General features: G+C 62.9%; 20 protein-coding genes. 3 read left to right on the top strand and 17 right to left on the bottom strand.

Annotation, left to right across the window (positions count from 1 at the left end; genetic code table 11):
- Nucleotides 1-16: 16 nt before the first annotated feature.
- The 3 genes from BM413_RS16180 to BM413_RS16170 form a co-directional block, all read right to left on the bottom strand.
- Nucleotides 17-1,804: an acetolactate synthase 3 large subunit gene (locus BM413_RS16180; RefSeq protein WP_091914828.1), complete on the bottom strand. Its 1,788-nt coding sequence runs from the start codon at nt 1,802-1,804 to the stop codon at nt 17-19.
- Between the two features lie 254 nt (nt 1,805-2,058).
- The gene (locus BM413_RS16175) at nt 2,059-3,159 is read right to left on the bottom strand and encodes a helix-turn-helix transcriptional regulator (RefSeq protein ID WP_139238601.1); all 1,101 of its coding nucleotides are present in this window, start codon (nt 3,157-3,159) and stop codon (nt 2,059-2,061) included.
- A 239-nt stretch (nt 3,160-3,398) separates the two neighbouring features.
- Nucleotides 3,399-4,703, bottom strand: coding sequence for a DUF6600 domain-containing protein (locus BM413_RS16170; RefSeq protein WP_244537894.1), 1,305 nt, complete (start codon nt 4,701-4,703; stop codon nt 3,399-3,401).
- 240 nt (nt 4,704-4,943) lie between these two features.
- Between BM413_RS16170 and BM413_RS16165 the strand changes: the two genes are divergently transcribed.
- On the top strand, nt 4,944-6,770 hold the full coding sequence (locus BM413_RS16165) for an ATP-binding protein (RefSeq protein ID WP_091914825.1): 1,827 nt from the start codon (nt 4,944-4,946) through the stop codon (nt 6,768-6,770).
- A 298-nt stretch (nt 6,771-7,068) separates the two neighbouring features.
- On the opposite strand, the gene BM413_RS16160 is transcribed toward BM413_RS16165, so the two are convergent.
- Both BM413_RS16160 and miaA read right to left on the bottom strand, forming a co-directional pair.
- Entirely contained in the window at nt 7,069-7,860 is a 792-nt protein-coding gene (locus tag BM413_RS16160; RefSeq protein WP_091914823.1) for a GGDEF domain-containing protein, read from the bottom strand.
- Between the two features lie 136 nt (nt 7,861-7,996).
- On the bottom strand, nt 7,997-8,947 hold the full coding sequence (gene miaA, locus BM413_RS16155) for a tRNA (adenosine(37)-N6)-dimethylallyltransferase MiaA (protein ID WP_091914821.1): 951 nt from the start codon (nt 8,945-8,947) through the stop codon (nt 7,997-7,999).
- Here miaA and serB point away from each other — a divergent pair.
- Together serB and BM413_RS16145 are read left to right on the top strand one after the other, a co-directional pair.
- Complete coding sequence (gene serB, locus BM413_RS16150; protein WP_091915076.1) at nt 8,925-9,812, top strand: phosphoserine phosphatase SerB; 888 nt, start codon at nt 8,925-8,927, stop codon at nt 9,810-9,812. The two genes, miaA and serB, sit on opposite strands and share 23 nt — an antisense overlap.
- A complete protein-coding gene (locus BM413_RS16145; protein WP_091914819.1) occupies nt 9,809-10,369 on the top strand; it encodes a GNAT family N-acetyltransferase in 561 nt (186 codons plus the stop codon). Before serB ends, BM413_RS16145 begins: the two co-directional genes overlap by 4 nt.
- A 1,245-nt stretch (nt 10,370-11,614) precedes the next feature.
- On the opposite strand, the gene BM413_RS16140 is transcribed toward BM413_RS16145, so the two are convergent.
- The 12 genes from BM413_RS16140 to BM413_RS16085 all read right to left on the bottom strand — a co-directional run bounded on the left by BM413_RS16140 (nt 11,615) and on the right by BM413_RS16085 (nt 24,585).
- A complete protein-coding gene (locus BM413_RS16140; RefSeq protein ID WP_091914817.1) occupies nt 11,615-13,213 on the bottom strand; it encodes a DegQ family serine endoprotease in 1,599 nt (532 codons plus the stop codon).
- A 136-nt stretch (nt 13,214-13,349) separates the two neighbouring features.
- Nucleotides 13,350-13,535: a DUF2065 domain-containing protein gene (locus BM413_RS16135; protein WP_091914815.1), complete on the bottom strand. Its 186-nt coding sequence runs from the start codon at nt 13,533-13,535 to the stop codon at nt 13,350-13,352.
- Between the two features lie 6 nt (nt 13,536-13,541).
- Entirely contained in the window at nt 13,542-14,483 is a 942-nt protein-coding gene (locus BM413_RS16130; RefSeq protein ID WP_091914813.1) for a protease modulator HflC, read from the bottom strand.
- Complete coding sequence (gene hflK, locus BM413_RS16125; RefSeq protein WP_091914811.1) at nt 14,483-15,595, bottom strand: FtsH protease activity modulator HflK; 1,113 nt, start codon at nt 15,593-15,595, stop codon at nt 14,483-14,485. Before hflK ends, BM413_RS16130 begins: the two co-directional genes overlap by 1 nt.
- 150 nt (nt 15,596-15,745) lie before the next feature.
- On the bottom strand, nt 15,746-16,267 hold the full coding sequence (locus tag BM413_RS16120; RefSeq protein WP_091914808.1) for a dihydrofolate reductase: 522 nt from the start codon (nt 16,265-16,267) through the stop codon (nt 15,746-15,748).
- A complete protein-coding gene (locus tag BM413_RS16115) occupies nt 16,267-17,316 on the bottom strand; it encodes a DUF4424 domain-containing protein (RefSeq protein WP_091914805.1) in 1,050 nt (349 codons plus the stop codon). Before BM413_RS16115 ends, BM413_RS16120 begins: the two co-directional genes overlap by 1 nt.
- Nucleotides 17,317-17,624: 308 nt before the next feature.
- Nucleotides 17,625-18,422, bottom strand: a complete 798-nt coding sequence (gene iolB, locus BM413_RS16110; RefSeq protein ID WP_091914803.1) for a 5-deoxy-glucuronate isomerase — start codon at nt 18,420-18,422, stop codon at nt 17,625-17,627.
- Nucleotides 18,423-18,430: 8 nt separating this feature from the next.
- A complete protein-coding gene (locus BM413_RS16105; protein WP_091914800.1) occupies nt 18,431-18,637 on the bottom strand; it encodes a hypothetical protein in 207 nt (68 codons plus the stop codon).
- A 79-nt stretch (nt 18,638-18,716) separates the two neighbouring features.
- Nucleotides 18,717-19,634, bottom strand: coding sequence for a myo-inosose-2 dehydratase (gene iolE, locus BM413_RS16100; RefSeq protein ID WP_091914799.1), 918 nt, complete (start codon nt 19,632-19,634; stop codon nt 18,717-18,719).
- A gap of 188 nt (nt 19,635-19,822) precedes the next feature.
- On the bottom strand, nt 19,823-21,673 hold the full coding sequence (gene iolD / locus BM413_RS16095) for a 3D-(3,5/4)-trihydroxycyclohexane-1,2-dione acylhydrolase (decyclizing) (protein WP_091914797.1): 1,851 nt from the start codon (nt 21,671-21,673) through the stop codon (nt 19,823-19,825).
- Nucleotides 21,674-21,693: 20 nt separating this feature from the next.
- Nucleotides 21,694-23,628 (bottom strand): bifunctional 5-dehydro-2-deoxygluconokinase/5-dehydro-2-deoxyphosphogluconate aldolase, encoded by a 1,935-nt coding sequence (iolC, locus tag BM413_RS16090; protein ID WP_091914795.1) that lies wholly within the window; start codon nt 23,626-23,628, stop codon nt 21,694-21,696.
- A gap of 126 nt (nt 23,629-23,754) precedes the next feature.
- A complete protein-coding gene (locus BM413_RS16085; protein WP_091914793.1) occupies nt 23,755-24,585 on the bottom strand; it encodes a MurR/RpiR family transcriptional regulator in 831 nt (276 codons plus the stop codon).
- Nucleotides 24,586-24,681: the final 96 nt, after the last annotated feature.

The raw sequence follows: 24,681 nt of genomic DNA, 5'->3' as shown, positions 1-24,681 counted from the left end.
CCGGGCGACGCCCAGATCACACCAATTCCCTGCCCTTGGCGTCGATGGCATTGGCGACCGCCTCGTCCGTTGCCTCGTCCGGCAGGAGCATTTCGTTATGCGCCTTGCCCGACGGGATCATCGGGAAGCAGTTGGCAAGTGCTGCAACACGGCAATCGAAGATCACCGGCTTCTTCACCGAGATCATCTCCTTGATCGCATCATCGAGATCGCCCGGCTTTTCACAGCGAATGCCGTGGCCGCCATAGGCCTCCGCCAGCTTGACGAAGTCCGGCATCGCCTCGGTATAGGAATGCGACAGGCGGTTGCCGTGCAGCAGCTGCTGCCACTGCCTTACCATGCCCATATACTGGTTGTTCAGGATGAAGATCTTGATCGGCGCCTCATACTGAACCGCCGTGCTCATCTCCTGAATCGTCATCTGTACCGAGGCGTCGCCGGCAATGTCGATAACCAGCGAATCCCGATGCGCGATCTGCACGCCAAGTGCCGCCGGCAGGCCGTAGCCCATCGTGCCGAGGCCGCCAGAGGTCATCCAATGGTTCGGCTTGTCAAAATGGAAATGCTGCGCCGCCCACATCTGGTGCTGGCCGACCTCGGTCGTGATGTAGGTGTCGAGGTGCTTGGTCAGCTCGTACAGCCGCTGGATCGCATGTTGCGGCATGATGACGTCGTTGTTCGGCTTGAAGGCCAGGGAGTCACGCGCGCGCCATTTGGCGATCTGCTCCCACCAGGGATAGAGCGTCTTCTTGTCGGTCTTGGCGGTCGCCCGCCACAGTCGCACGAGATCCTCCAGCACATGCCCGACATCGCCGATGATCGGCACGTCGGCGCGGACGTTCTTGTTGATCGACGACGGGTCGATGTCGATATGGATCTTCTTCGAGTTCGGCGAAAACGCGTTCAGCCGGCCGGTGATGCGGTCGTCGAACCGTGCGCCAATGCAGATCATGACGTCGCAATCGTGCATCGCCATGTTGGATTCGTAGCTGCCGTGCATGCCGAGCATGCCGAGCCAGTTCTTGCCGGAGGCCGGATAAGCGCCGAGGCCCATCAGCGTCGAGGTGATCGGGAAACCGGTCAGGTCGACCAGTTCGCGCAGCAAATGGCTCGCTTCGGGGCCTGAATTGATGACGCCGCCGCCGGAATAGATGATCGGCTTCTTGGCCTCCGCCATCAGCGCAACGGCAGCCTTGATCTTCTCGAGATCGCCCTGGACCTTAGGCTGATAGCTGGTGCGCGGCGCGGTCTGTGGCGGCGTGTAGATGCCCTTGGCGAACTGGACGTCTTTCGGCACGTCGACGACGACCGGGCCGGGCCGGCCGGTGGTTGCGACATGAAAAGCCTCGTGCAGGATGCGAGCCAGATCGTTGACGTCCTTCACCAGCCAGTTGTGCTTGGTGCAGGGCCGCGTGATGCCGACCGTGTCGCATTCCTGGAAGGCATCGGTGCCGATCAGCATTGTCGGCGCCTGGCCGGTGATGCACACCAGCGGGATCGAATCCGACAGCGCGTCCTGCAGCGGCGTCACCATGTTGGTCGCACCGGGACCGGAGGTGACGAGGACGACGCCGGCCTTGCCAGTGGAACGGGCATAGCCCTCCGCGGCGTGGCCCGCGCCCTGCTCGTGGCGGACCAGGATGTGCTCGACATCGTCCTGCTGGAACAACTCGTCGTAAATCGGAAGAACCGCACCGCCGGGATAGCCGAAGAGATGCTTGACGCCATTGTCCTTCAGCGCCTGTACCACCATTTCGGCGCCGCTCATTTCACGCCGTCCGGTTTCGTTCTGTCCGTTGCTCATCGGTCTGGTTCCGTCTCTTCCGCTTTTTGCGATTGCTGGTCGTATCGGTATTTTTGGCAATAAAAAAGGCCCCCGAGGGAGCCTGTGTCTTGCGCATGGGGGGATTTCGCCCGGCGGTTACACCGCCTTGCCCACGCGCCTTCCTACTACGAGAATGAGTGCTGTCTTCATGGCCGCGAACCATAGTTGCGCTCCGAAAGCGCGTCAACGGGAAAAATACGCAGCGTAAGGAGAATTCTGCGGCGGCTATCTGGTCACCCGAGGCGGCTGATCAGAACGGCAAGTTCCGCCTGCCGGCGTGTGCCTGTCTTGTCGAAGATGAGCTTTAGCCGCGTGCGAGCCGTCTCGAACGAGACGCCCTCGCCGGCAGCGGCCGCGCGCAGCATTTCTCCCCGCCCGATCCGCACTGCCAGGCGCACTTCCGCAGCCGTCAGTCCGAAGGCGTCGCGCAGGCTCTCATGCACGGCGGTCGACCTCGGTCTTTCGAGATCGTCGACCGTCATGATCATGCGTGCCAGGCCGAAGAAGTCGCGCGCCGCACCAGCGATCGGCAGGCAGCGCACGACGAGCGGCCGGCCTGTCGCCCGCCGCAGGAACACGCTGTTCGAAGGCTCGCTTGCAAGCGCCGGCCTGTCTGCGGCCCGCGCGATCAACTCCTGCAGGCGGACGTCATCACCGGCCTCGACCGCGTGAACATGACTGTTTCGGACCGTCAGGCGATCGGCCAGCAGCTTCTCGAAAGGGGCCGTGAAGTGAAGAATACGGCCGGCGGGTGTGAGAAGGGCCAACGCCTCGCCGCGCGCACCCAGCGCATCAAGCATATTGGCGGCCTGCTCCAGCTTGGCGCGAAGTGCGAAGGAACAAGCCGCCGCAACATTGTCGACAAAATGGTTCATGGCCTTCAGTTCGTCGTCTTCGAACGAGCCGGCGCGCAATCCGCGCTGGACCGTCAGGACGAAGTGAGAACCGGCATGCGAGGCAACGACCGTGCCCGCTTCCGAGGTGATGTCATATCTGGGCGCGAATTCCTGTTCGAACGGCAGGCGCGCCCGCTCCTCCGCCGTAAACATCTGCCGCTCGGTGACCAGACCGCGAAAGCCGGCCTGCGTGATCGCCAGCCCCCGCATCATGCGCGGGTTGTTCTCGTGCCAGCCGCCATCCACATAGTCGCGCAACAGGCCTTCGCTGCCGCGGCTCGCAATCGCGTTGTAGCCGTCCTTGCCGACCAGCTGGCCAAGCGCCAGCGAAGCGTTGCAGGCCGCTGAAATCATCTGCATCGCATCGGGCCATGTCTCCGGCATGAGCGCGGCCTCATAGACCGCCTTCAATGCCTTATCCGCAACGTCCTGCCTCATCGACGTCCACAGCAGGTCGAAGGCGTTGCCGCACGCGCGGCAAACCTCGGATCATTCACCGGAAATGATACTCTCAAGACATTTCCCATGTTCTTGGGCGCAATGCGCCCAACCCAACTCCGTCGCAAACCTATCATTTTCAGCAAATGCCGTCGACAGGAACGTGAAAACCGAGCCAGCCGGCGGTCACACGGAAACCGGACCCGTCAAACGGCGGGTCCGGGTTACATTTTCGTCAATCAACCGGGCCGCTTGCAGCGCTGATCGTGCGGGTCACACTTGGCGGCCCGCCTTGCCTGCGCCGGTGCCATCACATGCCGGGCCATGGCCTTTGCCTGCGGGTGTACCGTCGACCTCTCATGCATAGCCATTGCTTGCTGGTGCTTCGCTGCCTGGCGTGCCTGATGTTGCGCCGATGCGAGTTTGCGCTGTTGTTGCAAGGCAGCACGGCGCTGGAGCAATTGTTGCGATGCGACGCCGGCATTGGTGACGTGTCTACTCACGGCAACCGGTTTTTGCGCCGTCGCACTCGCCGCTTTGACCGGATGCTGCGGGGTTTTCAATACCGAAGGCGTGGCTGGAATTCCGGCGCCCGCCGCAACGGTTGGAAGCTTCTTGCCGTTTTGAGCGGATGCAGTCGCGCCAACGGGCTTCTTCGGGCCTGCCCCTGGATTTGCGGGCTGCTGCGCAGCCGTCGCAGGTGCGGGAGCAGTATTCGATTTCGCCAAACCGGAAGGCTGCGCTGCCGGATTCAACCTTACTCCCGACGTCTTGATCACCGCACCCTTAGACGGATCGAGATGAGCTGTAGCGATCGCACCGCTGGACGGCGGCACCACCTTCGCCGCCCTCACCGATTTGACGACGGTGCTTGGCAATCGGCTGAGCGGTGGCCCGGCATTGACCGGCACGACGCTATTGCCGACGCGAACCGTGCCCGCACCGCGGTAATTGTTCACCGTGATGTTTTCGTTGATGATTGTCGTATTGCGCACATAGGTGACGTTGTCGCTCACCGGCCTGAGCACAGGCAGGATCGCGGCTGCACCGATTGCCACCACCGGCACGAACGACCACCAGTCATCCTCGACGACGACCGTGGGCGGCGGCGCGGGCACCCAGCCGACATCCTCGTCGCTCTCGCGCCAGACGACCCAGGCCGGAGCCCAGTCGTTGCCGGCGATCCAGACCCAGCCGATATCCTGGTCGAAAGCCCAACGCCCGTAGTGGAAGACGACCCAGCCGAAAGGCTCGTCGGACTGCCAGTACCAGCCATCGTCAGTCCAGACCCAGTGGCCGACCGTATAAGGCCGCCACCCGGCCTGCACGGTCGGAACCCACACCTGCCCGAACCGCGACGACGTTCGCCACTCACCGTAGCGGGAAAGCCTTTCATGGGTCGAGCTGGAGAAGCTCGCAGCCAGTGCGGCCTGATTGCCAGGCAAGACCGAAGGCGCGGAGACAGTTCCGCCCAGCGCCACGATCAGCGCCATCGCGGTCAAGCCACCTTTTTTGCCGAAAATTCCAGACAGAGACACGCGCATGGCGCCCTCCAAGAATGCTGCCGCAAAGCCGTTCGAAGGCATTGGGGCAAAGATTTTCGCCCTTCAGTAACGTCGATGCTCATCCCCGCCTGTGACCGATTTGCGGCCTCTGAAATCACGATCCCGCGACTTTGACCGACATCCTTAACGACTGCTCAACCATGCCCCGACACGCGGCCTTAACCCCATGTCGATAGACTTTTCGCAAATAGGACACTTCCGAGAGGCGCAGTCATTTCCATGTATGTCGACGGGCAGAAATCCGGCGGAGAACCAACTTCGCAGGAACGTCGCGACAACGCGCAACCGGACGCACGCGTTCTCGGCCACGTGGTTCATTGCGACGGCGCCCGCGCCACCATCGCAGCCTTCGCCGACGCGAGCGATGGTTCGGTAACCGGCCAGTGGACGGTCGGGCGCATGATCTCCATCAATCTCGGCGCCTGCCGCACCGTTGGTCTCGTCTATTCCATCGGCAAATCCGACCGCGTCTGGAACAATGACGGCCGCAACGCCATCGAGGTCAGCATCGAGCTGATTGGCGAGGTCCGCGATCTCCCGCCGCCGGCAAAGCCGGCCTTCGATCGCGGCATCACTGTCTATCCGCATATCGGCGCGATCGCCCACCGCATCCGCGCACGCGACCTTCAGGCAGTCTACGATCTCGCCGGCCGCAAGGCCGTCACCATCGGGCAATTGTCGCAGGACGAGACCATCGATGCCTGTATCGCCATCGAAGACACGCTGACCCGCCATTTCGCCGTGGTCGGCACCACCGGCGTCGGCAAATCCACCGCCGTGTCGCTGCTTTTGCGCAAGACGATCCAGGCCAAGCCCGATCTGCGCGTGCTGATCCTCGATCCGCACAATGAATTCGCCGACGCCCTGCCCGAACTCAGCGTCAAGGTCGATACCTCGTCGCTCGACCTGCCCTTCTGGCTGTTTCGGCTGGAGGAGTTCGCGGAGGTGCTGTTTCGCGGGCGTGAGATCGTTCCCGAGGAACTCGACGTCCTGCGCGACCTGATCCCGCATGCCAAGAACCTCTATCGCAATCCCAACGCCGGCACCTTCATACGTCGCGGCGGCGATGCGCTGACCGCCGACACGCCGGTGCCCTATCGCATGGCCGACCTGATCAAGCAGATCGACGAGCGCATGGGCCTGCTGGAAAGCAAGAACGACCGGCCAGTCTATCGCGCGCTGAAGACGCGCATCGAGTCGGCTGTCGCCGATCCGCGCTACCGCTTTATGTTCGCCTCCAGGCTGATCGAGGACACGATCCACCAGACCATCGGCAACATCTTCCGCATTCCGCATGGAGGCAGGCCCATCACCTGCTTCGAGATGGCCGGCATGCCGTCGGAAGTGGTGAACTCGGTCTGCTCCGTTCTGGCCCGGCTCGCCTTCGACCTGGCACTGTGGAGCGAGGGGCGGCTGAAGCTGCTGGTGCTGTGCGAGGAAGCGCATCGCTACATGCCTTCCGATCCACGGCTGGGCTTCGCGCCGACCCGCCACGCCATGTCGCGCATCGCCAAAGAAGGCCGCAAATATGGCTGCTATCTCGGCGTCGTGACCCAGCGCCCGGGCGATCTCGACCCGACGATCCTGTCGCAGTGCTCGACGGTCTTCGCCATGCGGCTCGCCAACGACCAGGACCAGAAGATCATCCGCTCGGCGATCGCCGACTCTTCGGCCTCCACCCTGTCTTTCCTGTCCTCCATGGGCCAGCGCGAGGCAATCGCCTTCGGCGAAGGTGTCGCGACCACCATGCGCCTGAAATTCGAGCGCCTGCCGGCCAATCTGATACCCGGTGCCGGCAAACGTCATGCCTCCGATGCAACCAGCACGGACGATGCGGATGTCGACCTAGCCGCGATCGTAGAGCGGCTGCGCAACGTGCCCCGCCCGCAGCAGAATCTCGGCTTCTCCGAAGCCGTCGACGTGCAGCGCCAGGCCGGCGATCCCGGTTATCGCAAAACTGCGACCGCAGTCCCGGCAGCCGATGACCTCGATGTCAGCTTCGGTCTCAAGACGACGACCTTTGGGCTCCGCCCGCGCTCGGATTGAAATCGAAACGACTTTCAGCGCCCACACCAATTGCAATTCTGGCTGGCTTGGGAAGAATTCCAGCAGGAATTCGTCAGGCTGAGTCTTATGGCGCTGGTTTTCGAGAACCGGAGCGGAGCGTACATTTAAGTACGTGAGCACGCGCATGACCCCGAAATCGGAATCGATTTCGGAAAGGATCATGCGCCAACTCAAATTTCCAGAGCGTCCTTTATGCGTCCAATAGGACGCGTGGCGCTCTAGGTAAGCGCAGAAAATCAGTGTCAGAAGGCCAGCGTCACGAATTCATGTGGAATTCTCAGGCGCTGACGCGATTGCGGCCCTGCCTCTTGGCCTCGTAGAGCTGCTTGTCGGCGCGGCGGAAGAACTCTTCGGCCGTCTCCTTGCGATCCCAGACGGCGAGGCCGACGCTGGTGGTGATCTTCAAGCGTATGTTGCCGTTGAACACCGTGGTGGCGGCGATGGCCTTGCGAATGCGCTCGGCCAGCCGGGTGAGCATGTCGGCGTCCATATTGGGCGCGACCACCGCGAATTCCTCACCACCGAGACGTGCGACGACATCGTGATAGCGGGTCATGTCCTTCAGGCAACTGGCCACCGCGCGCAGCACATCGTCGCCGATATCGTGCCCGTGCGTGTCGTTGACCTGCTTGAAATGGTCGAGATCGAGGATCATCAGGCCGACAGGCTTGTCGATCTTGCGAAACTCCTCGAGATATTCCCTCAGTGCATCGTCGAAGTAGCGCCGGTTCTGCATGCCGGTCAGCGCGTCGGTGAGCGCGGCCTGTTCCAGCGTCACCGAACGGGCGCTGAGCGAGGCCGTCATGGCGCGCAGCTTGCCCTGCTCTTTCACCTGGGTGCGGATTTGCGGGTAGATGAAGAAAATGCCGAAGAACAGCGCGGTTGCAAGAAGAACGCCGGTCGCGAAAAGCAGTTTGGAAAGATAGGCGACGCCCTGCATCCGCTCCGGCTGGTAAAGCGTCTCGGTCGACGTGTGAAGAACGCCGTAGGCATGCACGATCACCGCTCCGGCCGCGAGAATAACGGTAATCAATACAAAAAAAGCCGATTCCGACTGGTGGAAGCGCATATTCTTTCCGTTGACGAGCTTTCGTAAACCGTTATGCCACCTTGGGCCTTACGGAGGGTTAATCCCCGCAACCGCAAGGCGAAGACGGGACGTCTGCGACTGCCGCTTTATCCGTGTTGAATTTCCCCACTGCCCTTTACGTTTCCAAAGCCTCGGCTGCCCCAATGCGTTTCCATTCCGGCCCGAGCTGGTTGCGAAACCATGTGCCTTGCCGCTTGGAATATTGCCTGGTTGCAATTTTGGCGCGTGCTATTGCCTCGGAAAATTCCAACTCCCCTGAATCGGCTGCCTGAAGCTCCCGAACGCCGATCGCCTTCATGGCAGGCAAGGCCGGATCGAGCGCCAATGCGCTCAGCGCCCGCACCTCTTCGAGGGCGCCCATTTCCAGCATACGCTCAAAACGCTGGTCGATGCGATTCACAAGTACCGGCCGCTCCGGCTCGATCACGAAAAAGTGAGCGTTTGCCCGATCGATGAGCGGACGCCCGCGTTCCTGCTGCCAGCGCAGGATGGAACGGCCCGATGCCTCCAGCACTTCCAGCGCCCGTACGATGCGCTGCCCGTCGGTCGGGCGCAGGCGCTGGGCGGTTTCGGGATCCTCCTGCCGCAGGATGCGGTGCAGCCGGTCAGGTCCGTCCTCGAGCAGGCGATAGCGCCATCGGTCGCGGATCGCCGGCGGGATTTCCGGCATCTCGGAAATGCCTTCAGCCAGCGCCCGAAAATAGAGCCCGGTGCCACCAACGAAAATCGGCGTCCTCTCCTCGAACACCCCCTCGCCCATAAGCCTCATCACGTCGCGCAGCCAGGCGCCGGTCGAATAGGCCGTCCTCGGTGAAACGTGGCCGTAGAGATGGTGCGGCGCGCGCGCCAGTTCCTCCGCGCTTGGCCGCGCCGTCAGCACGTTCAGCACGGCATAGCCTTGCATGGAATCCGTGTTGACGATCACGCCGTTTTTCTTCTCGGCGAGGTCGAGCGCAAGCGCCGACTTGCCGCTGGCGGTCGGCCCGGCTATCAGGATCGCGTTCCTGATGCTTCCGCCACCCTCAGCCTTGCCGGATTTCTCCATGTCGCTTGTCGCCACGCTCATTTCCCATCCGGCCCAGGGCCGACTTTCGCAATCGCTGGCGAATATGGCCTCGCAGGCGGTCGGCGCAAGCTCTGTTCGCTGGCTATCCGAGAAAATCGCCTGCGATATTGCTCTGCCAGATTCCGTTTCGGCGGACGAGGCCCTGTCGGCATTACGGGCAGCGCTGGATGGCGAACCCATCGACGTCGTCGTCCAGGAAAGCGAAACCCGCCGGAAGAAAATCCTGATCGCCGACATGGACTCGACCATGATCGACCAGGAATGCATCGATGAACTCGCCGACGAGATCGGCGTCAAGGCACATGTCGCGGCAATCACCGCGCGCTCGATGAATGGCGAGATCGCCTTCGAACCCGCGCTTCGCGAACGCGTGGCGCTCTTGAAAGGGCTCGATGCCGCGGTCATCGACCGCATCATCGCCAACCGCCTGACGCTGGCCTCCGGCGGCCTGCAGCTGGTCGCCACGATGCGTGCCAACGGGGCTTACGCGGCATTGGTTTCCGGCGGCTTCGATGTCTTTACCTCCCGCATCGCTGCCATGCTCGGCTTCGACGAGAACCGCGCCAACCGCCTGATCGAGAAGGACGGCCGTCTCACCGGCGAGGTCGCCGAGCCGATCCTCGGCCGCGCCGCCAAGGCCGAGGCTTTGCATGAAATCTCGGCGCGCCTCGGGCTTTTGCCGGCTGATGCGATTGCAGTCGGCGACGGCGCCAATGATCTCGACATGATCCGCCTGGCGGGCACTGGTGTTGCCCTTCACGCCAAGCCGTCGGTGGCAGCCGAAGCCAAGGTCCGCATCGACCATGGCGATCTCACCGCCCTGCTTTATCTTCAGGGCTACAGCGAGAAGGAGTTTGCCGCATGAAACCGATCCGCACAGAACGCCTTATCCTGCGCAACTGGGAAGAGCGCGACCGTGACCTGTTCTTCCGCATCAACTCCGACGAAACGGTGATGGAGTTCTTCCCCTTCCGCCGCGACCGCGCCAAGGCCGACGCCAAGATGGACGAGATACGCGCCGAAAACACCGAAAATGGCTACGGCTGGATGGCGGCAGAGATTGCCGCGACCGGCGACTGCATCGGCTTCATCGGCCTGCACGACGCCGAGATCGAACCGGCTGCGCCTTCCGGCACGATCGAGATCGGCTGGCGGCTGGCACCGGAATTCTGGGGCAAGGGCTATGTCACTGAGGGTGCTGCTGCACTGCTCGATTTCGGCTTCGACACACTCGGCAAGCCGGAAATCATCTCCTTCGCCGTCGAGAAAAATCACCGCTCCACTGCCGTCATGGAACGGCTCGGCATGCGCCGCGAGCCATCCGGCGACTTCGATCATCCCGAAGTGCCCGACACGCATCCGGAACTGAAGCGGCATGTGCTCTACCGGCTGTCGCGGGAAGACTGGCGGGCGAGGAAGTAAGGTCGACGTTCCCCTCCCCCTTGAGGGGAGGGTGGCGGCGAAGCCGCCGGGAGGGGTCGCTGCGGCAGTGCTCCGACGTTTTTTTGCGTTGAGCTCGGCATGAACGACCCCCCTCTGGCGCTTCGCGCTCCGGCCCTACGCTAGGGCTCCGGGCGTTCGTCACTCGAAAAGCCAAATCGTTGGCTTTTCGTTCGCTTCGCGAACCGTTCCTCACCCCCTCAAGGGGGGAGAAAACGCCGGCGCGTTTCATCATCGCCACGCCCGGTTTTCGCCGTCTGGCCATTGTCAAAGATCGGGAAGCGGGGCGCTTGGCCGTGCCTTCCTAGTGTTTAGTACGTGGCGCGACTTCCGCGCCCCGCTCGGTGTCTGTCCCGAAGTCGGCCGGTCACAACGCCCGCTCCATGTACATTCCATGGACAAGACGCCGCGGGTTCTCCGCATGGTTTTGGGCAGTGGCATTTGCGCCGTGCTCGTTCCACGCCGGCCTGTGTCGGGCCCTCGGGTCCCTGGCTACCACACCAGGGCGGGAGGTCACCGCCACTCCCCCTTGATCCCGGTTCCAGACCCGGTCCCGCAGGAGCGATGGGGGGATTATGCGGGCGGTGTTTGAGGGTGTGGAAAGATTGGGGGTGAAAAAATGTGTGGGGTGAGTGGAAACAATGGGTTGGCGGGAAATCAGGTGGAAATCTTTCCCCCACAGTTTCCGCTGGTTTCAGCTTCGGCAGTTCTGCACCGCTGTAGCCTTCACGGATGTTCCGGCATGGATCCCCGGGTTCTTCGCATTCGCTTCGCTCGTGCTGCGCCCGGGATGACGAACTGCATGTTAGGTCTTCGCTAATCGTCAACGCTGGTACGCGGCAGTTACGTCTCCGGCGCGGTAGCCGCGCCTGCTGTGCGGCAGTCAACAACGTTTGCGATTAGCGGCGACACCCCCTCTCTTCGTCATCCCGGGCGGAGCGAAGCGGAGACCCGGGATCCATGCCGGAACGGAGAAGAGCTTCAGCGGTGCAGAACGCGTCTACATCAGGACCGGGCCGTGCCTGCCGATGCTCGGAATGGGTCCCGGATAACCTGCGCTTCGCTCCGGTTTCCGGGATGACGACTTCATGGTTGTCACTGCCAGTCGCCAAAGGCTGACGTTGGAACCACCATTGTCATCGCGAGCAGATACCCAGCCCCAACAAAAAAGGGCGGTCACTCGACCGCCCTTCCTTAAAAATCAACAGCTTGCGTCCGTTTCCGGACTCAATCCATCCGCACGGTCACGAAGCGCAGTTCGCCGCTCTTGGACGCCAGCATCAGCAGGGCATTCTTGCGGCCCTGTTCCTTCAGCGCGCCGATACGGTCCATCACGTCCTTGGGCGACGAGACCGATTCCTGGGCGATCTCGGTGATCACTTCGCCGGCGAGGATGCCGCGCTCGGAAGCAGCCGAGTTCGGTGCGACCTCGGTGACGACGACGCCCGAAACCTCGGCGCCGATCTCGAACTTCTTGCGCGCCTCGTCGTTCAGCTCGCCGATGGTCATGCCGAGAACGGAAGCAGTCGCGACCGCGCCACTGTCGCCCTCGCCTTGTGCCGGCTTGTCCTCTTCGTCCTGGCTGAGCTTTTCGCCATCTTCCAGGCGGCCGAGCGTGACCTTGACAGTCTGCTCGACGCCCTTGCGCACGATCAGCACGTCCACGGCCTTGCCGACCGGGCTTTCAGCCACGACACGCGGCAGGTCGCGCATCTCATGGACGTCCTTGCCATCGAACTTGGTGATCACATCGCCAGGCTGGATCGTGCCGTTGTCGACCGGCCCACCCTTGATGACGCCGGCGACGAGCGCGCCCTTGGCGCCCTTCATGCCGAGGCTTTCGGCGATCTCGTCGGTGACCGGCTGAATGCGAACGCCGAGCCAGCCGCGACGCGTCTCGCCGAACTCGGAAAGCTGGGCAACGACACCGGCTGCAAGCTCGGAGGGAATCGAGAAGCCGATGCCGATCGAGCCGCCCGAAGGCGAGATGATGGCGGTGTTGATGCCGACGACTTCTCCTTCCATGTTGAACAACGGGCCGCCGGAGTTGCCCCGGTTGATCGCCGCGTCCGTCTGGATGAAGTCGTCATAGGGACCGGAATTGATGTCGCGGTTGCGCGCCGAGATGATGCCGACGGTGACGGTACCGCCCAGACCGAACGGGTTGCCGACGGCCATGACCCAGTCGCCGATTCGCATCTTGTTGGAATCGCCGAAATTGACCGCCGTCAGCTTCTTGCCCTTGGGATCGACCTGAAGCACGGCGATGTCGGTCTTGGTGTCGGTGCCCTTGAGCGTGGCCTTGAGCTTGGAGCCGTCGGAGAAGTTCACCTCGATCTCGTCGGCATCCGCGATGACGTGGTTGTTGGTGACGATGATGCCCTTTTCGGCATCGACGACGAAGCCTGAACCGAGCGACTGGACCTTCTGCGATCCGCCGCCACCACCACCGCCGCCGCCTTCACCATCCTTGTTTCCCTGGCGGTTCTTGAAGAAATCGTCGAAGAAATCCTGGAACGGCGAGCCTTCCGGCAGCTGCGGCATCGGCACGGCACCGGGGCCTTCGCCGCCCTTCACCGTCTGCGAAGTCGAAATGTTGACGACCGCGCCAAGCAGCCCCTCGGCCAGATCGGCAACAGAGGCCGGACCTTGCGGCGCGAGTCTCGGCGGCTGAGCCGGCACCTGGGCTTGCGGTGCGATCTTCGGCTTGTCCTGCGCCAGCGCCGGAGCGGCGACATAGGGCGCAGCGACAGCGCCGGCCAGCAGCGCCATGGTCGCGGCCACGAAGGTTCTTCTTACCGCAGGCGGTACGAGTGTGAACGTCATAAGCAGGTGGCCTCCGGTTCAGATAAAGAAATAGCGTGGCAGCCCTTGGGGCGCGTTACCATGTGGCAGGTAAAATACGGCGTGTTTGCGGCCTTGCATACTGCCCGGGGCGGGATGGCCGACAATCTTGTGTGATTTATCCGCGCGCGATCCACACGACGACGACGCCAATGGCGATCGCCGCAAGCCCGGCAACGCGCAGGGCGTTTTCAGGCACAAGAAGCACTTCGGAAGCCAGTTTCTTGGCGAGAGATGGAAAGCCGCCGTAGATCAGGCCCTCGATGACGAGGACCAGACCCACGGCGGCGATAAAGTCGGACACCGGCGATTACTGGCCGGTGGCTGGCTGTGCTGCACCCGCAGCCGGGGCGGCAGGGGCTGCGCCCGATGCCGTACCATTCGGATTGCGGAAGAAGCGGAAGAACTCCGAATCCGGCGACAGCACCATCGTCGTGCCGGAATTATCCAGCGCCGAGCTGTAGGCGCTCATCGAGCGGTAGAACTCGAAGAACTCGGGGTCGCGCTGGAACGCGCCGGCGAAGGCGGCGTTACGGGCGGCTTCGCCCTCACCGCGCAGGATTTCCGATTCCTTGCGCGCCTCGGCAACCGTCTCGATGACCTCGCGGTCGGCACGGGCGCGGATGCGCTGTGCCGCTTCACGACCGCGTGCCCTGAGCCTTTCGGCCTCGGCCAGACGCTCGGCCTTCATGCGCTCGAACGTCTGCGCCGAAACGTCCTGAGTCAGGTCGGTGCGGCGGATGCGGACATCCTCGATCTCCAGCCCGAGCGAGGTTGCGTCGGGACGGAGCTGGTCGCGAACCTCACGCATCATCGATGCACGTTCCTCCGACAGCGCCGATTCGAAGCCGCGCAGACCGTAGACCCGGCGCAAGGCCGCGTCGAAACGCGTCTTGAGGCGGGCTTCAGCCAGCGAAATGTTACCCGAAACAGCCTGACGGAAACGGCGCGGGTCCGAGATGCGATACGCCATGAAGGCATCGACATCGTAGAACTTACCGCCCGAAACCTGGACGCGGATGTCGTCGAGGTCGAAGCGCAGCACGCGGTTTTCGACCATCTGGACGTTGTCGGCTTCGAAGATGCCGAATGGCGCCTTGAAGTAGATGCCGGGCTGCGTCTTCACGTCGACGATTTCACCGAAGCGCAGGATGATCGCCTGCTGCTTGGCGTTCACCACGAACACCGACGAGTAGAGGATGAACAGGAGGACGACGGCGATGAGGCCGATGATTGGAAGTCGGTTGCTCATCAGTTGCCTCCTTCGGCGGGAGCGGCAGTGGTTGCGCGCTTCTGGAGTTCGGGCAGCGGCAGATAGGGCACGACGCCCTGCCCGTTACCCTGCTCGACGATGACCTTGTTGGAGCCCTTGAGCACCTTTTCCATCGTTTCGATGAACAGGCGCTGGCGCGTCACGTCGGGTGCCTTGGCATATTCGTCGTAGACCGAGATGAAGCGCTGCGCCTCACCTTCGGCTTCCTGGACGACACGGTTCTTGTAGGCGGCCGCTTCTTCGCGAACCTGAGCCGCCTCACCGCGAGCCTGACCGAGCTTCTGGTTGGAGTATTGGTTGGATTCCTCGACGAAACGATCCTCGTCCTGCTCGGCGCGCTGCACTTCACTGAACGCGTCGGCCACTTCGCGGGGTGGCGAAGCGTCCTCGATCGAGATGGCGTTGACCGCGAGGCCGGAGCCATATTCCTCGAGCGAGGTCTGGATGATGCCGCGCACGGCATCGGCAATGCCCTGGCGATCGTCGCGGAAAATGTCCTGCGCCGGGCGACGGCCGACAGCCTCGCGCATGGCGCTTTCGGCGACCTGCCGCAGCATGTCGTCCGGGTTGGAAACGTTGAAGAGATAATCGCGCGGATTGTTGACCTGATAGGCCACCGAGAACTGCACGTTGACGATGTTCTGGTCGCCCGACAGCATCAGGCCCGAGGTCGAGCGGTCCGAGCCGCCGCCGATATTGATCAGCTTTTCAGCCGTGTTGGCCTTTTCGACCGTTTCGATCGGCCACCAATGGAAATGCAGGCCCGGCTCCGAGAGCTGGTCCTTCGGCTTGCCGAAGCGCAGTTCGACCGCCACTTCGTCCGGCTGCACGGTGTAGACGGCCTGGAAGGCCCAGAACACCAGAAGCGCGATGGCGATGAGGCCGAAAAGGGCCGGATTGCCGGCGCCGCCGCCGGGAAGAACGTTCTTCAGCCTGTCCTGGCCGCGACGGATGATGTCTTCAAGATCCGGGGGCGAACCCTGCGGTCCGCTCGGACGAGGGCCCTGCCCCCATGGTCCGCCACTATTGCCGCCGCCGCCACCCCATGGGCCACCGCCGCCGCCTCCTCCACTCTGATTGTTCCAGGGCATGAATGTCCTTTCGCCTCAAAAACTTCCGCGCCTGCTGCGACAGGCCCAAATTCCTTATCTTCCTTCTATAGGGACGCCATCACGCGCTTTCAACGCAACCGCCATACGCGACGCGCCTTTTCAGATGCGACACGTTCCCCAAGCACGCCTTCAATGCACGTCCGGGCGGCGTTCGTAAACCGTATAGCGTGTCGCATGGCTGTCCTTTTCGCCGGCTGGCAGCTCCTCGGCGCGGACAATACGCCAAATCTGAGGGTCAATCGCCGGAAAACGCGTGTCGCCGTCGATTTCGCCCAGCACATGCGTCACATGAAGCCGGCCGGCCATCGGCAAGGCCTGCCGGTAGATCTCGCCACCGCCGATGATGCAGATTTCGTCCGCGCCCTCCATGCAGCGACCGCGCACGGTGGCAAGCGTGATCGCGTCCTCCAGCGAGCCGACGACCTCGGCGCCTTCCGCCTGATAGCTGCGGTCGCGCGTCACCACGATGTTCAGCCGCCCCGGCAATGGGCGTTTGGGAAAACTCTCCCACGTCTTGCGGCCCATGACGATCGGCTTGCCCATCGTCCCGGCCTTGAAGCGCTTGAGGTCGTTCGAAAGCCGCCACGGCAACCCGCCCTCGCGCCCGATCACGCCGTTTTCGGCAATGGCGACATAGATCGCGATATGCATCAGTTGCCGCTCCCGCCCTGCGCCGGCGCGGAGCTGTCGCCATCTTCCGCCGCCTGGCCTGGGCTAAGGATCAGTATGTCCAGATCGCGCTCGGGATAAAAATCCTCCGCCGTCATGCGGAAGGTCGTGGGGCCGATTTTCTCGACGCCGGTGCCGCAGAACGAGATGAGGTTCTTCGCATCGCCCTTGTCGATGGTCAGCGTGAACTTACCGATGGTACCGGTTGCCCAGTTGCCGCCGGTCTTGAGGATATAGGCGATGCGGTTTTCGCTGAGTGAAGGGTAGCCGTCGGCATTTTCCTTTGCATTTCTCGCCACCGCCCGCTCGAAGGCGTCGTCCATGCAGTAGCGCTGCTTGTAGTCGGCATAGTCGTCGCCCTGGAACTTGCCGTCATTGAAGAAGCCGAGCCCCACCGAACCGCCGACACTGGGCTGGTAACTGTGCGCAACCTTCACCGTCTTTCCCGCCGGAAATTTCGCACGCCACCAGTAGGTCGAGCGCAATTGCCAGTAAGGCGTGCGCACGCTCTTCATGCCCGAGCCGTCGTCAAATTCGTCGATGACGATGATGCCGCGATCGAGCCAGTCGTCGGCGACATCCTGCGGCAGCGCCTCCAGCGCCTTCACTGCCGCCTGACCAAAGGGATAGAACGGCACGTTCTGCGCCTTCAGATCGTCGGATACGTCGATGCCGACGGCGACCGCCTTGTGCTCCAGTTCCGGCTTGATCGCCTGCCCGTCGACGGAAACCTCGAAGCCGAGGAAATTGTCGTCCTGATCTTTTGGGATCGCCGGCATCTCATAAGGACTGCCGGCAATATCCGGCATCGGAAAGGCGACGATGGTGTCGACATCCTTGTCCGACTGGTTGCGGAAGACGTAATCGACCGTGACCTTATCCTGTGAGATGAACAGGTCTTCCTTTTCCATGATGATCGCGTCGGTACGCGACAGGATCAGCCCGCCGGTCCCGAGTTCGGCAATGGAATCGTTGGCCAACGCCGGCGCGGACGCAGTGACGAGGCTGGCGAGCAGGACGTGGCGAAGCATGAAAAATCCCCCGGCGTTGCGCTGATCGGCATGGTTTTGTGCCGAGTCAGTCTGGCATGGGCATCTAACCTGCCAGGGGAGGCGTGATCAAAGCAAATTCGGCATGGTGGGACCCCCACCCCTAACCCCTCCCCACAAGGGGGAGGGGAACTTGCTGCGCGGACGCCCTCCCCAATCTTCCATGTTCTTGGTGGCAAAGGCGACGAAATCGTCCCCCTCCCCCTTGTGGGGAGGGGTTAGGGGTGGGGGTAGAACACCCGGCTTCCACTCGATCCACCAAGCGGATCATCCTATCAAGGGGCAGGTAATCAAGCCTTCAGCAGCCACTCATGCTCTGCAGCATTGTGGAATTTCCACGTCCGCTTCGGCCCGGCCATGACGTTGAGATACCAGAGATCGTAGCCATGGCAGGCAGCGCAGGGGTGATACCCCTTGGGCACCATCACCACGTCACCGTCTTCCACCGCCATGGTTTCATCCAGCGACCGGTCGTCGGTATAGACGCGCTGGAAGGCAAAGCCCTGTGGCGGGTTGAGGCGGTGGTAGTAGGTTTCTTCAAGGTAGGATTCGGCTGGCAGGTTGTCCTGGTCGTGCTTGTGCGGCGGATAGCTCGAGGTGTGGCCGCCCGGCGTTATCACCTCGACCACCAGCAGCGAATCCGCCGGCTCGCCTTCGGGCAATATGTTGGTGACGTAGCGCGTGTTGGTGCCCTTGCCGCGCAGTTCCTCGTGAAGGTCGGTCGGCGCGATCACCCGCACCGGCAACCCGCCGCCGAGGCCGGGTGCGGAACAGACGGCGAGTTCCAAATCGGTGCCGGCTTCCACCGACCATTCGGTGTCCTGCGGCACATAGACGGACCATGGCTTGCCCTCGAAGGGCGACATGCGCTCGCCGAGAACGCCGAGATCCTGCCCGCCGGCATGGACCCTGCCCTTGCCGGTGACGAAGACAAGGCAAATTTCACGCGAGCCGCTGCTTTCCGCCACCGTTTCGCCGAGCGTTAGGCGGTGCAGGTCGAAACCGACATAGGTCCAGCCGGCGCTCTGCGGCGTCACATGGGCGACGCGGCCGCCGCCTTGCTTGGCCTTCACCAACAGTTTCGACATGGCTCTCCCTACTCTTTTTTATCGACGTCAACAGGCGGCGGCGCATAGCTGAAGAGATACTGCCACGCCGCATAAGCGGAAAATCCCAGCATGATCATTCCCCATGTCGGCGAATCCATCGCGAACTCGATGCCCGCCCAGACAAGGCAGAATGCCACCAGCGCGATGCGCCGCCACAACGGGCGGAAGAAGGGATGTTCGGAATCCTTGGTCAAATGAAATGGCTCCAATCGGAAATCAGGTCAGCGCTTGCGCCCAAGCTTGGCACAATCCGGCAGGGATGTGCCAGCACGATCAGACATTGGGGAAGCCCTGCGTCTCGACCGTATAGCCGGCGGCCGTCATCACCCGCATCAACTCCTTGTGGCCGACCTGAGCCATTTTCAGCGGCGGGTTCTTCTTCGGGTCCTGCTCGGCCTCGACCACGAACCAGCCCTCATAGCCATGATCCGCGAAGCGCTGGACGATGGCGCCGAAATCCAGCGAGCCGTCTCCCGGCACCGTGAAAGCACCCAGCGCCACCGCGTCGAGGAACGACTGCTTCGTGCGGTCGAGCTTGTCGATAACGCCCATGCGCACATCCTTCACATGCACATGGTTGATGCGGCTGTGGTGATTGTCGATGGCGCGAAGCACGTCGCCGCCGGCAAAAGCCAGATGACCGGCATCGAGCAGCAGCGGGATGCCCTCACCCGAATGGCGCATGAAGGCATCGAGCTCCGCCTCGGTCTCGACAACCGCCGCCATATGGTGGTGGTAGGAGAGCGGCATGCCCTGCCCAGCGCACCATTCACCGAACGCGGTCAGCTTCCTCGCATAGGCCTTCATCTCGTCGTCGGCGAGTTTTGGCTTGGTCGCCAGCGGCTTCGAGCGATCGCCCTGGATCGAGCGGCCGACTTCGCCATAGACGATGCACGGTGCGTTGACCGCCTTGAACAGGTCGATCATCGGCTGGATGCGATCCTTGTTGGCCGACAGGTCCTCATCGACCAGCGTGCCCGAAAACCAGCCGCCGCAAAGGGTGACGTCGGCCTTCTTAAGGATCGGCAGCATGATTTCCGGATCATCGGGAAAGCGCCGGCCCTTCTCCATGCCGGTGAAACCCGCCGAGCGCGACTGGCGAAGACATTCCTCCAGCGAGACATCGTCGCTGAGTTCCACAAGATCGTCGTTCCACCACGCGATGGGGGACATGCCCAGTTTGGCTTTCAAGTCGTTGCTCCGGTTTCAGATCGCTTTTTTAAATTCTTGGGCGTTGGCGCTGCCCCTCATCCCCCTGCCGGGACCTTCTCCCCGTGAACGGGGAGAAGAAGGAAGCGGAGACGTTGCGGCCAGCCTTCTTCTCCCCGTCTCTATACGGGGAGAAGGTGCCGGCAGGCGGATGAGGGGCAGCGCCAGCCTCAATCCCCTACCCGCTGCAGCTTCACCGCTTCCTCATAAGCCTTGCGCTTGGCGACAACCTCCTTGCGCGCACTCACCTCCGGCACCGCCACGTCCCACCAATGCCCGCCGGCGTCGGTCGAGATCAGCGGGTCGGTCTCGATGACGACGACGGTGGTGCGCGGGTTCTGCTTCGCCTTGCCGAGTGCGGTTTCAAGCTCTGCCACCGACGATACCTTTTCAGCGATCGCGCCGAGGCTCGCGGCGTGGGCGGCGAAGTCGATATCGGGCAAGGTCTGGTGGCGCGAGTCCTTCAGCAGATTGTTGAAGTTGGCCCCGCCGGTGCCCATCTGCAGCCGGTTGATGCAGCCATAGCCGCGATTGTCGAGAAGCACGATGGTCAGCCGCAGCCCGAGCATCACCGAGGTCGCAATCTCCGAATTCAGCATCAGGTAGGAACCGTCGCCGACCATGACGACGACTTCCTCGTCGGGCTTGGCCATCTTGACGCCGAGCCCGCCGGCAATCTCGTAGCCCATGCAGGAATAGCCGTATTCGGCGTGATAAGAACCCGGCGCGCCGGCCTGCCACAGCTTGTGTAACTCACCGGGCAATCCGCCCGCCGCATGCAGAACCGTGACGCCCGAACCCATGGCCCGCTGCACCGCGCCGATAACCTGCGCATCCGATGGCAGCGCCGCATTGGTCGAGGCCGTGACCTTGGCAGCGGCGGCCTGCCACTCGGCCTTGCCGGCCCTGGCAATTTCGGTCCAGCTTGCCGGCGCCTTGTAGCCTTTCAGCCCTGCGGCGAGTTCCGCCAGCCCTTCTGCCGCATCGGCCACCAGTGGCAGCGCGCGATGCTTTCCGGCATCGAAAGGCTGGACGTTCAGCCCGACAAAGGTCTTTCCCGAATTGCGGAACAGCGCCCAGGAACCGGTGGTGAAATCCTGCAGCCGCGTGCCCACGGCTAGGATCACATCAGCCTCTTCAGCCAGCCGGTTCGCCGCCGACGTGCCGGTGACACCGACCGCCGCCATGTTGAGCGGATGATTATCCGGCAGCGAGGATTTGCCGCCCTGCGTCTCGCAGACGGGAATGCCCGTCGCCTCCACCAGTCGCGCAAGATCGCCGGAAGCCTGCGAATAGAGCACACCGCCGCCGGCGATGATCAGCGGCTTCTTCGCCTCCTTAAGTGCTGCCACCGCCGCCGCCAGCTCGGTGCGGTCCGGACGCGGACGCCGTTGCGTCCACAGTCGTTCCTCGAAAAAACTCTCGGGATAATCATAGGCTTCGGCCTGCACGTCCTGGCATAGCGCCAGCGTCACCGGCCCGCATTCGGCCGGATCGGTCAGCACCTGCATGGCGCGCGCCAGCGCCGGGATGATCTGCTCGGGACGGGTGATGCGGTCGAAATAGCGCGACACCGGGCGGAAGCAGTCATTGGCCGAAACGGTGCCGTCACTGAAACTCTCGACCTGCTGCAGCACCGGGTCGGGAATGCGGCTGGCGAAGACGTCGCCCGGCAAAAGCAGCAGCGGCAGCCGGTTGACATGCGCCAGCGCGCAGGCAGTCACCAGATTGGTCGCGCCGGGGCCGATCGAGGTGGTCGCGGCCATGATGCGGCGGCGGAAATGCGCCTTGCCATAGGCGATCGCCGCATGCGCCATCGCCTGCTCGTTATGGGCGCGGAATGTCGGCAATTCCTCGCGGACCTGATACAGCGCCTCGCCCATGCCGGCGACATTGCCATGTCCGAAAATCGCCCAGACGCCGCCGAACAGCGGCAGCTTCTCGCCGTCGATCTCGGTCATCTGGCGGGCGAGGAAGCGCGTCAGCGCCTGCGCCATGGTCAGGCGGATTGTCTTGGTCATCGCTTAGTCCTCCCAGCCCTTTATGCGGCTTTCCGGCCGCGCGCGGCAAGCCAGGCTTCGGTCAGCCTTTCGAAACGCGACGCCATGTCGGCGATCGCCTCCTCGTCCGAGATTTTGCCGGCCAGCCATTTTTCGGCGGCATCGACGAATATAGTGCGGCCGACGGCAAAGCCCTTCACCACCGGCGCCTCCGCGGTCGCGGCAAAGGCAGCTTCGAGTTCCGCCTGCGGTGCTTCCAGCCCGAGCAGCACGACGCCGCGGCACCACGGATCGTTCTTCGAAATCACCGCCTCGACCTTGCGCCACGCCTCGGCCGACGCCTGCGGCTCCAGCTTCCACCAGTCCGGCTTGATGCCGAGATGGTAAAGTTCCTGCAAGGCGCGCGGGATCGTCTCGTCGTCGAGCGTGCCATGCTTGCCGGCGATGATCTCGACCAGAAGCTCGCGCCCGACCCGGCGTGATGCTTCGAACAAAGCGCGCAATTTCTGCTGCTGTTCTTCCTTCAGGACTACGGGATCGTCGGGATGGTAAAAACTCAGGCATTTGATGCAGTGGTCGACCGGCCAGTCGACCAGCTGCGAACCAATGTCCTGCGAGAACTCGAAGCGCAGCGGCCGCGAGCCGGGAAGCTCAACCGGCCGGCCGAGCCAGGCGAACGGATGCCGGGCGAATTCGAACATGGCGTCGCGGCCGTGCTTTTCGTCCAGCAGCATGCCGTAGCCCTCGCGGCCGGCGGCCACTCTCGCCGCAGCTTTCACCGCCAGCACCTTGAAATCGCCGATCCGCGCCGGGTCAACGCCAAGCCTTGCCGCGACATCCTCGAGCTGCGAGCGATGGTCGATCGCCAGCGCCATCAGCGACGGGATTTCGCGCCGGCGATTGGTGGCCCAATGGATGTGGTTGATCGCCTCGTCCTTGCGCAGCGCATGCTGCTTGCTGCCATTTTTAAGGAAGAACTGAAGCTCTTCCCAGGTCGGATATTCCGGCGCACAGAGCAGGCGCGAGACGGCGAATGCGCCGCAGGCATTGGCCCAGGTGGCAGTGGTCTGCCAATCCTCAGCCCCGAGCCAGCCGCGCAGCAGGCCGGACATGAAGGCATCGCCTGCGCCGAGCACATTATAGACCTCGATCGGAAAACCCTTGCCGACGATGCCGTCTTCGAGATCGTCGCTGATCGCGCCGTCATAGACGATGCAGCCCATCGCACCGCGCTTGAGCACGATCGTGGCACTTGAGACCGCGCGGATCGCCTTCAGCGCGCCGAGTACGTCGTCGGCGCCGGACGCGATCATGATTTCTTCCTCGGTGCCGACAATCAGGTCGCAATCCGGCAGCACGGCCTTCAACTGCGCCGAGACGCGGTCGGATTTCACGTATCGGCCAAAGCCCTCGGCGTGACCGGCAAGGCCCCAGAGGTTGGGGCGATAGTCGATGTCGAACGCGACCTTGCCGCCATTCTGCTTGGCAATACGGATCGCCTTGCGCTGCGCGGCGGCGCTGTTTTCGCGCGAAAAATGCGTGCCGGTGACCACGATGGCGCGGGCCGAAGCGATGAAGGCTTCATCGATGTTTTCTTCCGACAGCGCCATGTCGGCGCAGTCGGAGCGATAGAAGATCATCGGCGAAACGCCCTCCTCCTCCACCGCCAGCAGCACCAGCGCCGTCAGCCGATCGGGATCGGTGGCGATGCCGTCGGTGGCGACACCCTCGCGCTTCAATTGCTCGCGGATGAAGCGGCCCATCTGCTCGTCGCCGACGCGGGTGACGAGCGCCGATTTCAGGCCCAGCCGCGCCGTGCCGACAGCGATGTTGGTTGGACAGCCTCCGACCGACTTGGCGAAGGAGGCGATATCCTCCAGCCGCGAACCGATCTGCTGGCCATAGAGATCAACCGATGCGCGGCCGATGGTGATGACGTCGAGTTGCGCTTTTTCGGCGCCATGAGGTCGTGCCATGGCTTCCTCCCGAGGCTTGCCGCTCGGCATATTCTGGTCAACGGTGCCGGCTAAAATACGAAATATTAATTCCACACTATAGTCAATATGGAATGTATATTCTTCTCGTGGAACGGCCGCATTCCGTCAGTCGCGGCGCTTTTCGGCCACCGCCACCGTCAGCGTCATGGCCAGCGCCATCGTCGCCGACATCGAGCGGAAGCCGGCGCAATCCGATTCGGCGACCTCGAACCATTCCGCCGCCGATTGAGCCAAAGGCGAGAACGCACTGTCGGTGATCGCCACCACCGGCACGCCCTGTTCGAAAAGCAGCCTGGCCTGATCCACGGTCGCAGACGCATAGGGCGAGAAACTGACCGCCAGAACTGCATCCTTCGGGCCGGCAAAGGAGATGATTTCCGGATCGAGCCCGGCAGCCGATTCGATGAGCTGGCTGCGGATTTTCAGCTTGCCGAAGGCATAGGCCATATAGCTGGCGATCGGATAGGAGCGACGGCGGGCGAGCAGGTAGATCGTCTCGGCCCTCGCAAGAATGGCCACGGCCCGCTCAAGCACGCCATCGTCGATCGAGCGCGATATCTGATCCAGGGAATTGCTCGCCGCAGCAACGAAACCGTCGAAAATCGCCCGGTTCCTGCCCCCCTCCGGGGCCGAACCGCGCAGCGTCGTCAGCCGGTCTTCATAAGACGTCGTGCGCTCGCGCAGCCGCTCGCGGAACACCGATTGAAGGCTGGTGAAACCGTCGAAGCCGAGATGCTGGGAAAAACGGATCAGCGTCGAGGGCTGCACGCCGGCGGAAGCGGCGATGCTGGCTGCCGTGCCGAAGGCGATCTCGTCGGGATTGTCGAGCGAATAGGCGGCGACCTGCGCGATGCGCTTGGGCAGCGATTGCCGCTGCTCGAGGATTTTTGCCCTCAATGTTTCATAGTCGCGCGGCAGGTCTGGTTCGATGTTCATGCGTTTCACACTGCTTGGTCCCCGTCCCTCTCGCAAGAGCATAATGGAGCCGACGAAGAAAGTCATAAAAAATGGATCATCCATTCCACTGCAGGA

Origin of the sequence: Mesorhizobium sp. YR577 (genome assembly GCF_900116595.1) — a bacterium.
Classification (GTDB): domain Bacteria; phylum Pseudomonadota; class Alphaproteobacteria; order Rhizobiales; family Rhizobiaceae; genus Mesorhizobium_M.
This window is presented reverse-complemented; position numbering and strand designations above follow the sequence as displayed.

Coding starts and splice junctions, on each gene's coding strand:
- BM413_RS16180 (WP_091914828.1), bottom strand. CDS start 1,804: ATGAGCAACGGACAGAACGAAACCGGACGGCGTGAAATGAGCGGCGCC.
- BM413_RS16175 (WP_139238601.1), bottom strand. CDS start 3,159: ATGAGGCAGGACGTTGCGGATAAGGCATTGAAGGCGGTCTATGAGGCC.
- BM413_RS16170 (WP_244537894.1), bottom strand. CDS start 4,703: ATGCGCGTGTCTCTGTCTGGAATTTTCGGCAAAAAAGGTGGCTTGACC.
- BM413_RS16165 (WP_091914825.1), top strand. CDS start 4,944: ATGTATGTCGACGGGCAGAAATCCGGCGGAGAACCAACTTCGCAGGAA.
- BM413_RS16160 (WP_091914823.1), bottom strand. CDS start 7,860: ATGCGCTTCCACCAGTCGGAATCGGCTTTTTTTGTATTGATTACCGTT.
- serB (WP_091915076.1), top strand. CDS start 8,925: ATGTCGCTTGTCGCCACGCTCATTTCCCATCCGGCCCAGGGCCGACTT.
- miaA (WP_091914821.1), bottom strand. CDS start 8,947: ATGAGCGTGGCGACAAGCGACATGGAGAAATCCGGCAAGGCTGAGGGT.
- BM413_RS16145 (WP_091914819.1), top strand. CDS start 9,809: ATGAAACCGATCCGCACAGAACGCCTTATCCTGCGCAACTGGGAAGAG.
- BM413_RS16140 (WP_091914817.1), bottom strand. CDS start 13,213: ATGACGTTCACACTCGTACCGCCTGCGGTAAGAAGAACCTTCGTGGCC.
- BM413_RS16130 (WP_091914813.1), bottom strand. CDS start 14,483: ATGAGCAACCGACTTCCAATCATCGGCCTCATCGCCGTCGTCCTCCTG.
- hflK (WP_091914811.1), bottom strand. CDS start 15,595: ATGCCCTGGAACAATCAGAGTGGAGGAGGCGGCGGCGGTGGCCCATGG.
- BM413_RS16120 (WP_091914808.1), bottom strand. CDS start 16,267: ATGCATATCGCGATCTATGTCGCCATTGCCGAAAACGGCGTGATCGGG.
- BM413_RS16115 (WP_091914805.1), bottom strand. CDS start 17,316: ATGCTTCGCCACGTCCTGCTCGCCAGCCTCGTCACTGCGTCCGCGCCG.
- iolB (WP_091914803.1), bottom strand. CDS start 18,422: ATGTCGAAACTGTTGGTGAAGGCCAAGCAAGGCGGCGGCCGCGTCGCC.
- iolD (WP_091914797.1), bottom strand. CDS start 21,673: ATGACCAAGACAATCCGCCTGACCATGGCGCAGGCGCTGACGCGCTTC.
- iolC (WP_091914795.1), bottom strand. CDS start 23,628: ATGGCACGACCTCATGGCGCCGAAAAAGCGCAACTCGACGTCATCACC.
- BM413_RS16085 (WP_091914793.1), bottom strand. CDS start 24,585: ATGAACATCGAACCAGACCTGCCGCGCGACTATGAAACATTGAGGGCA.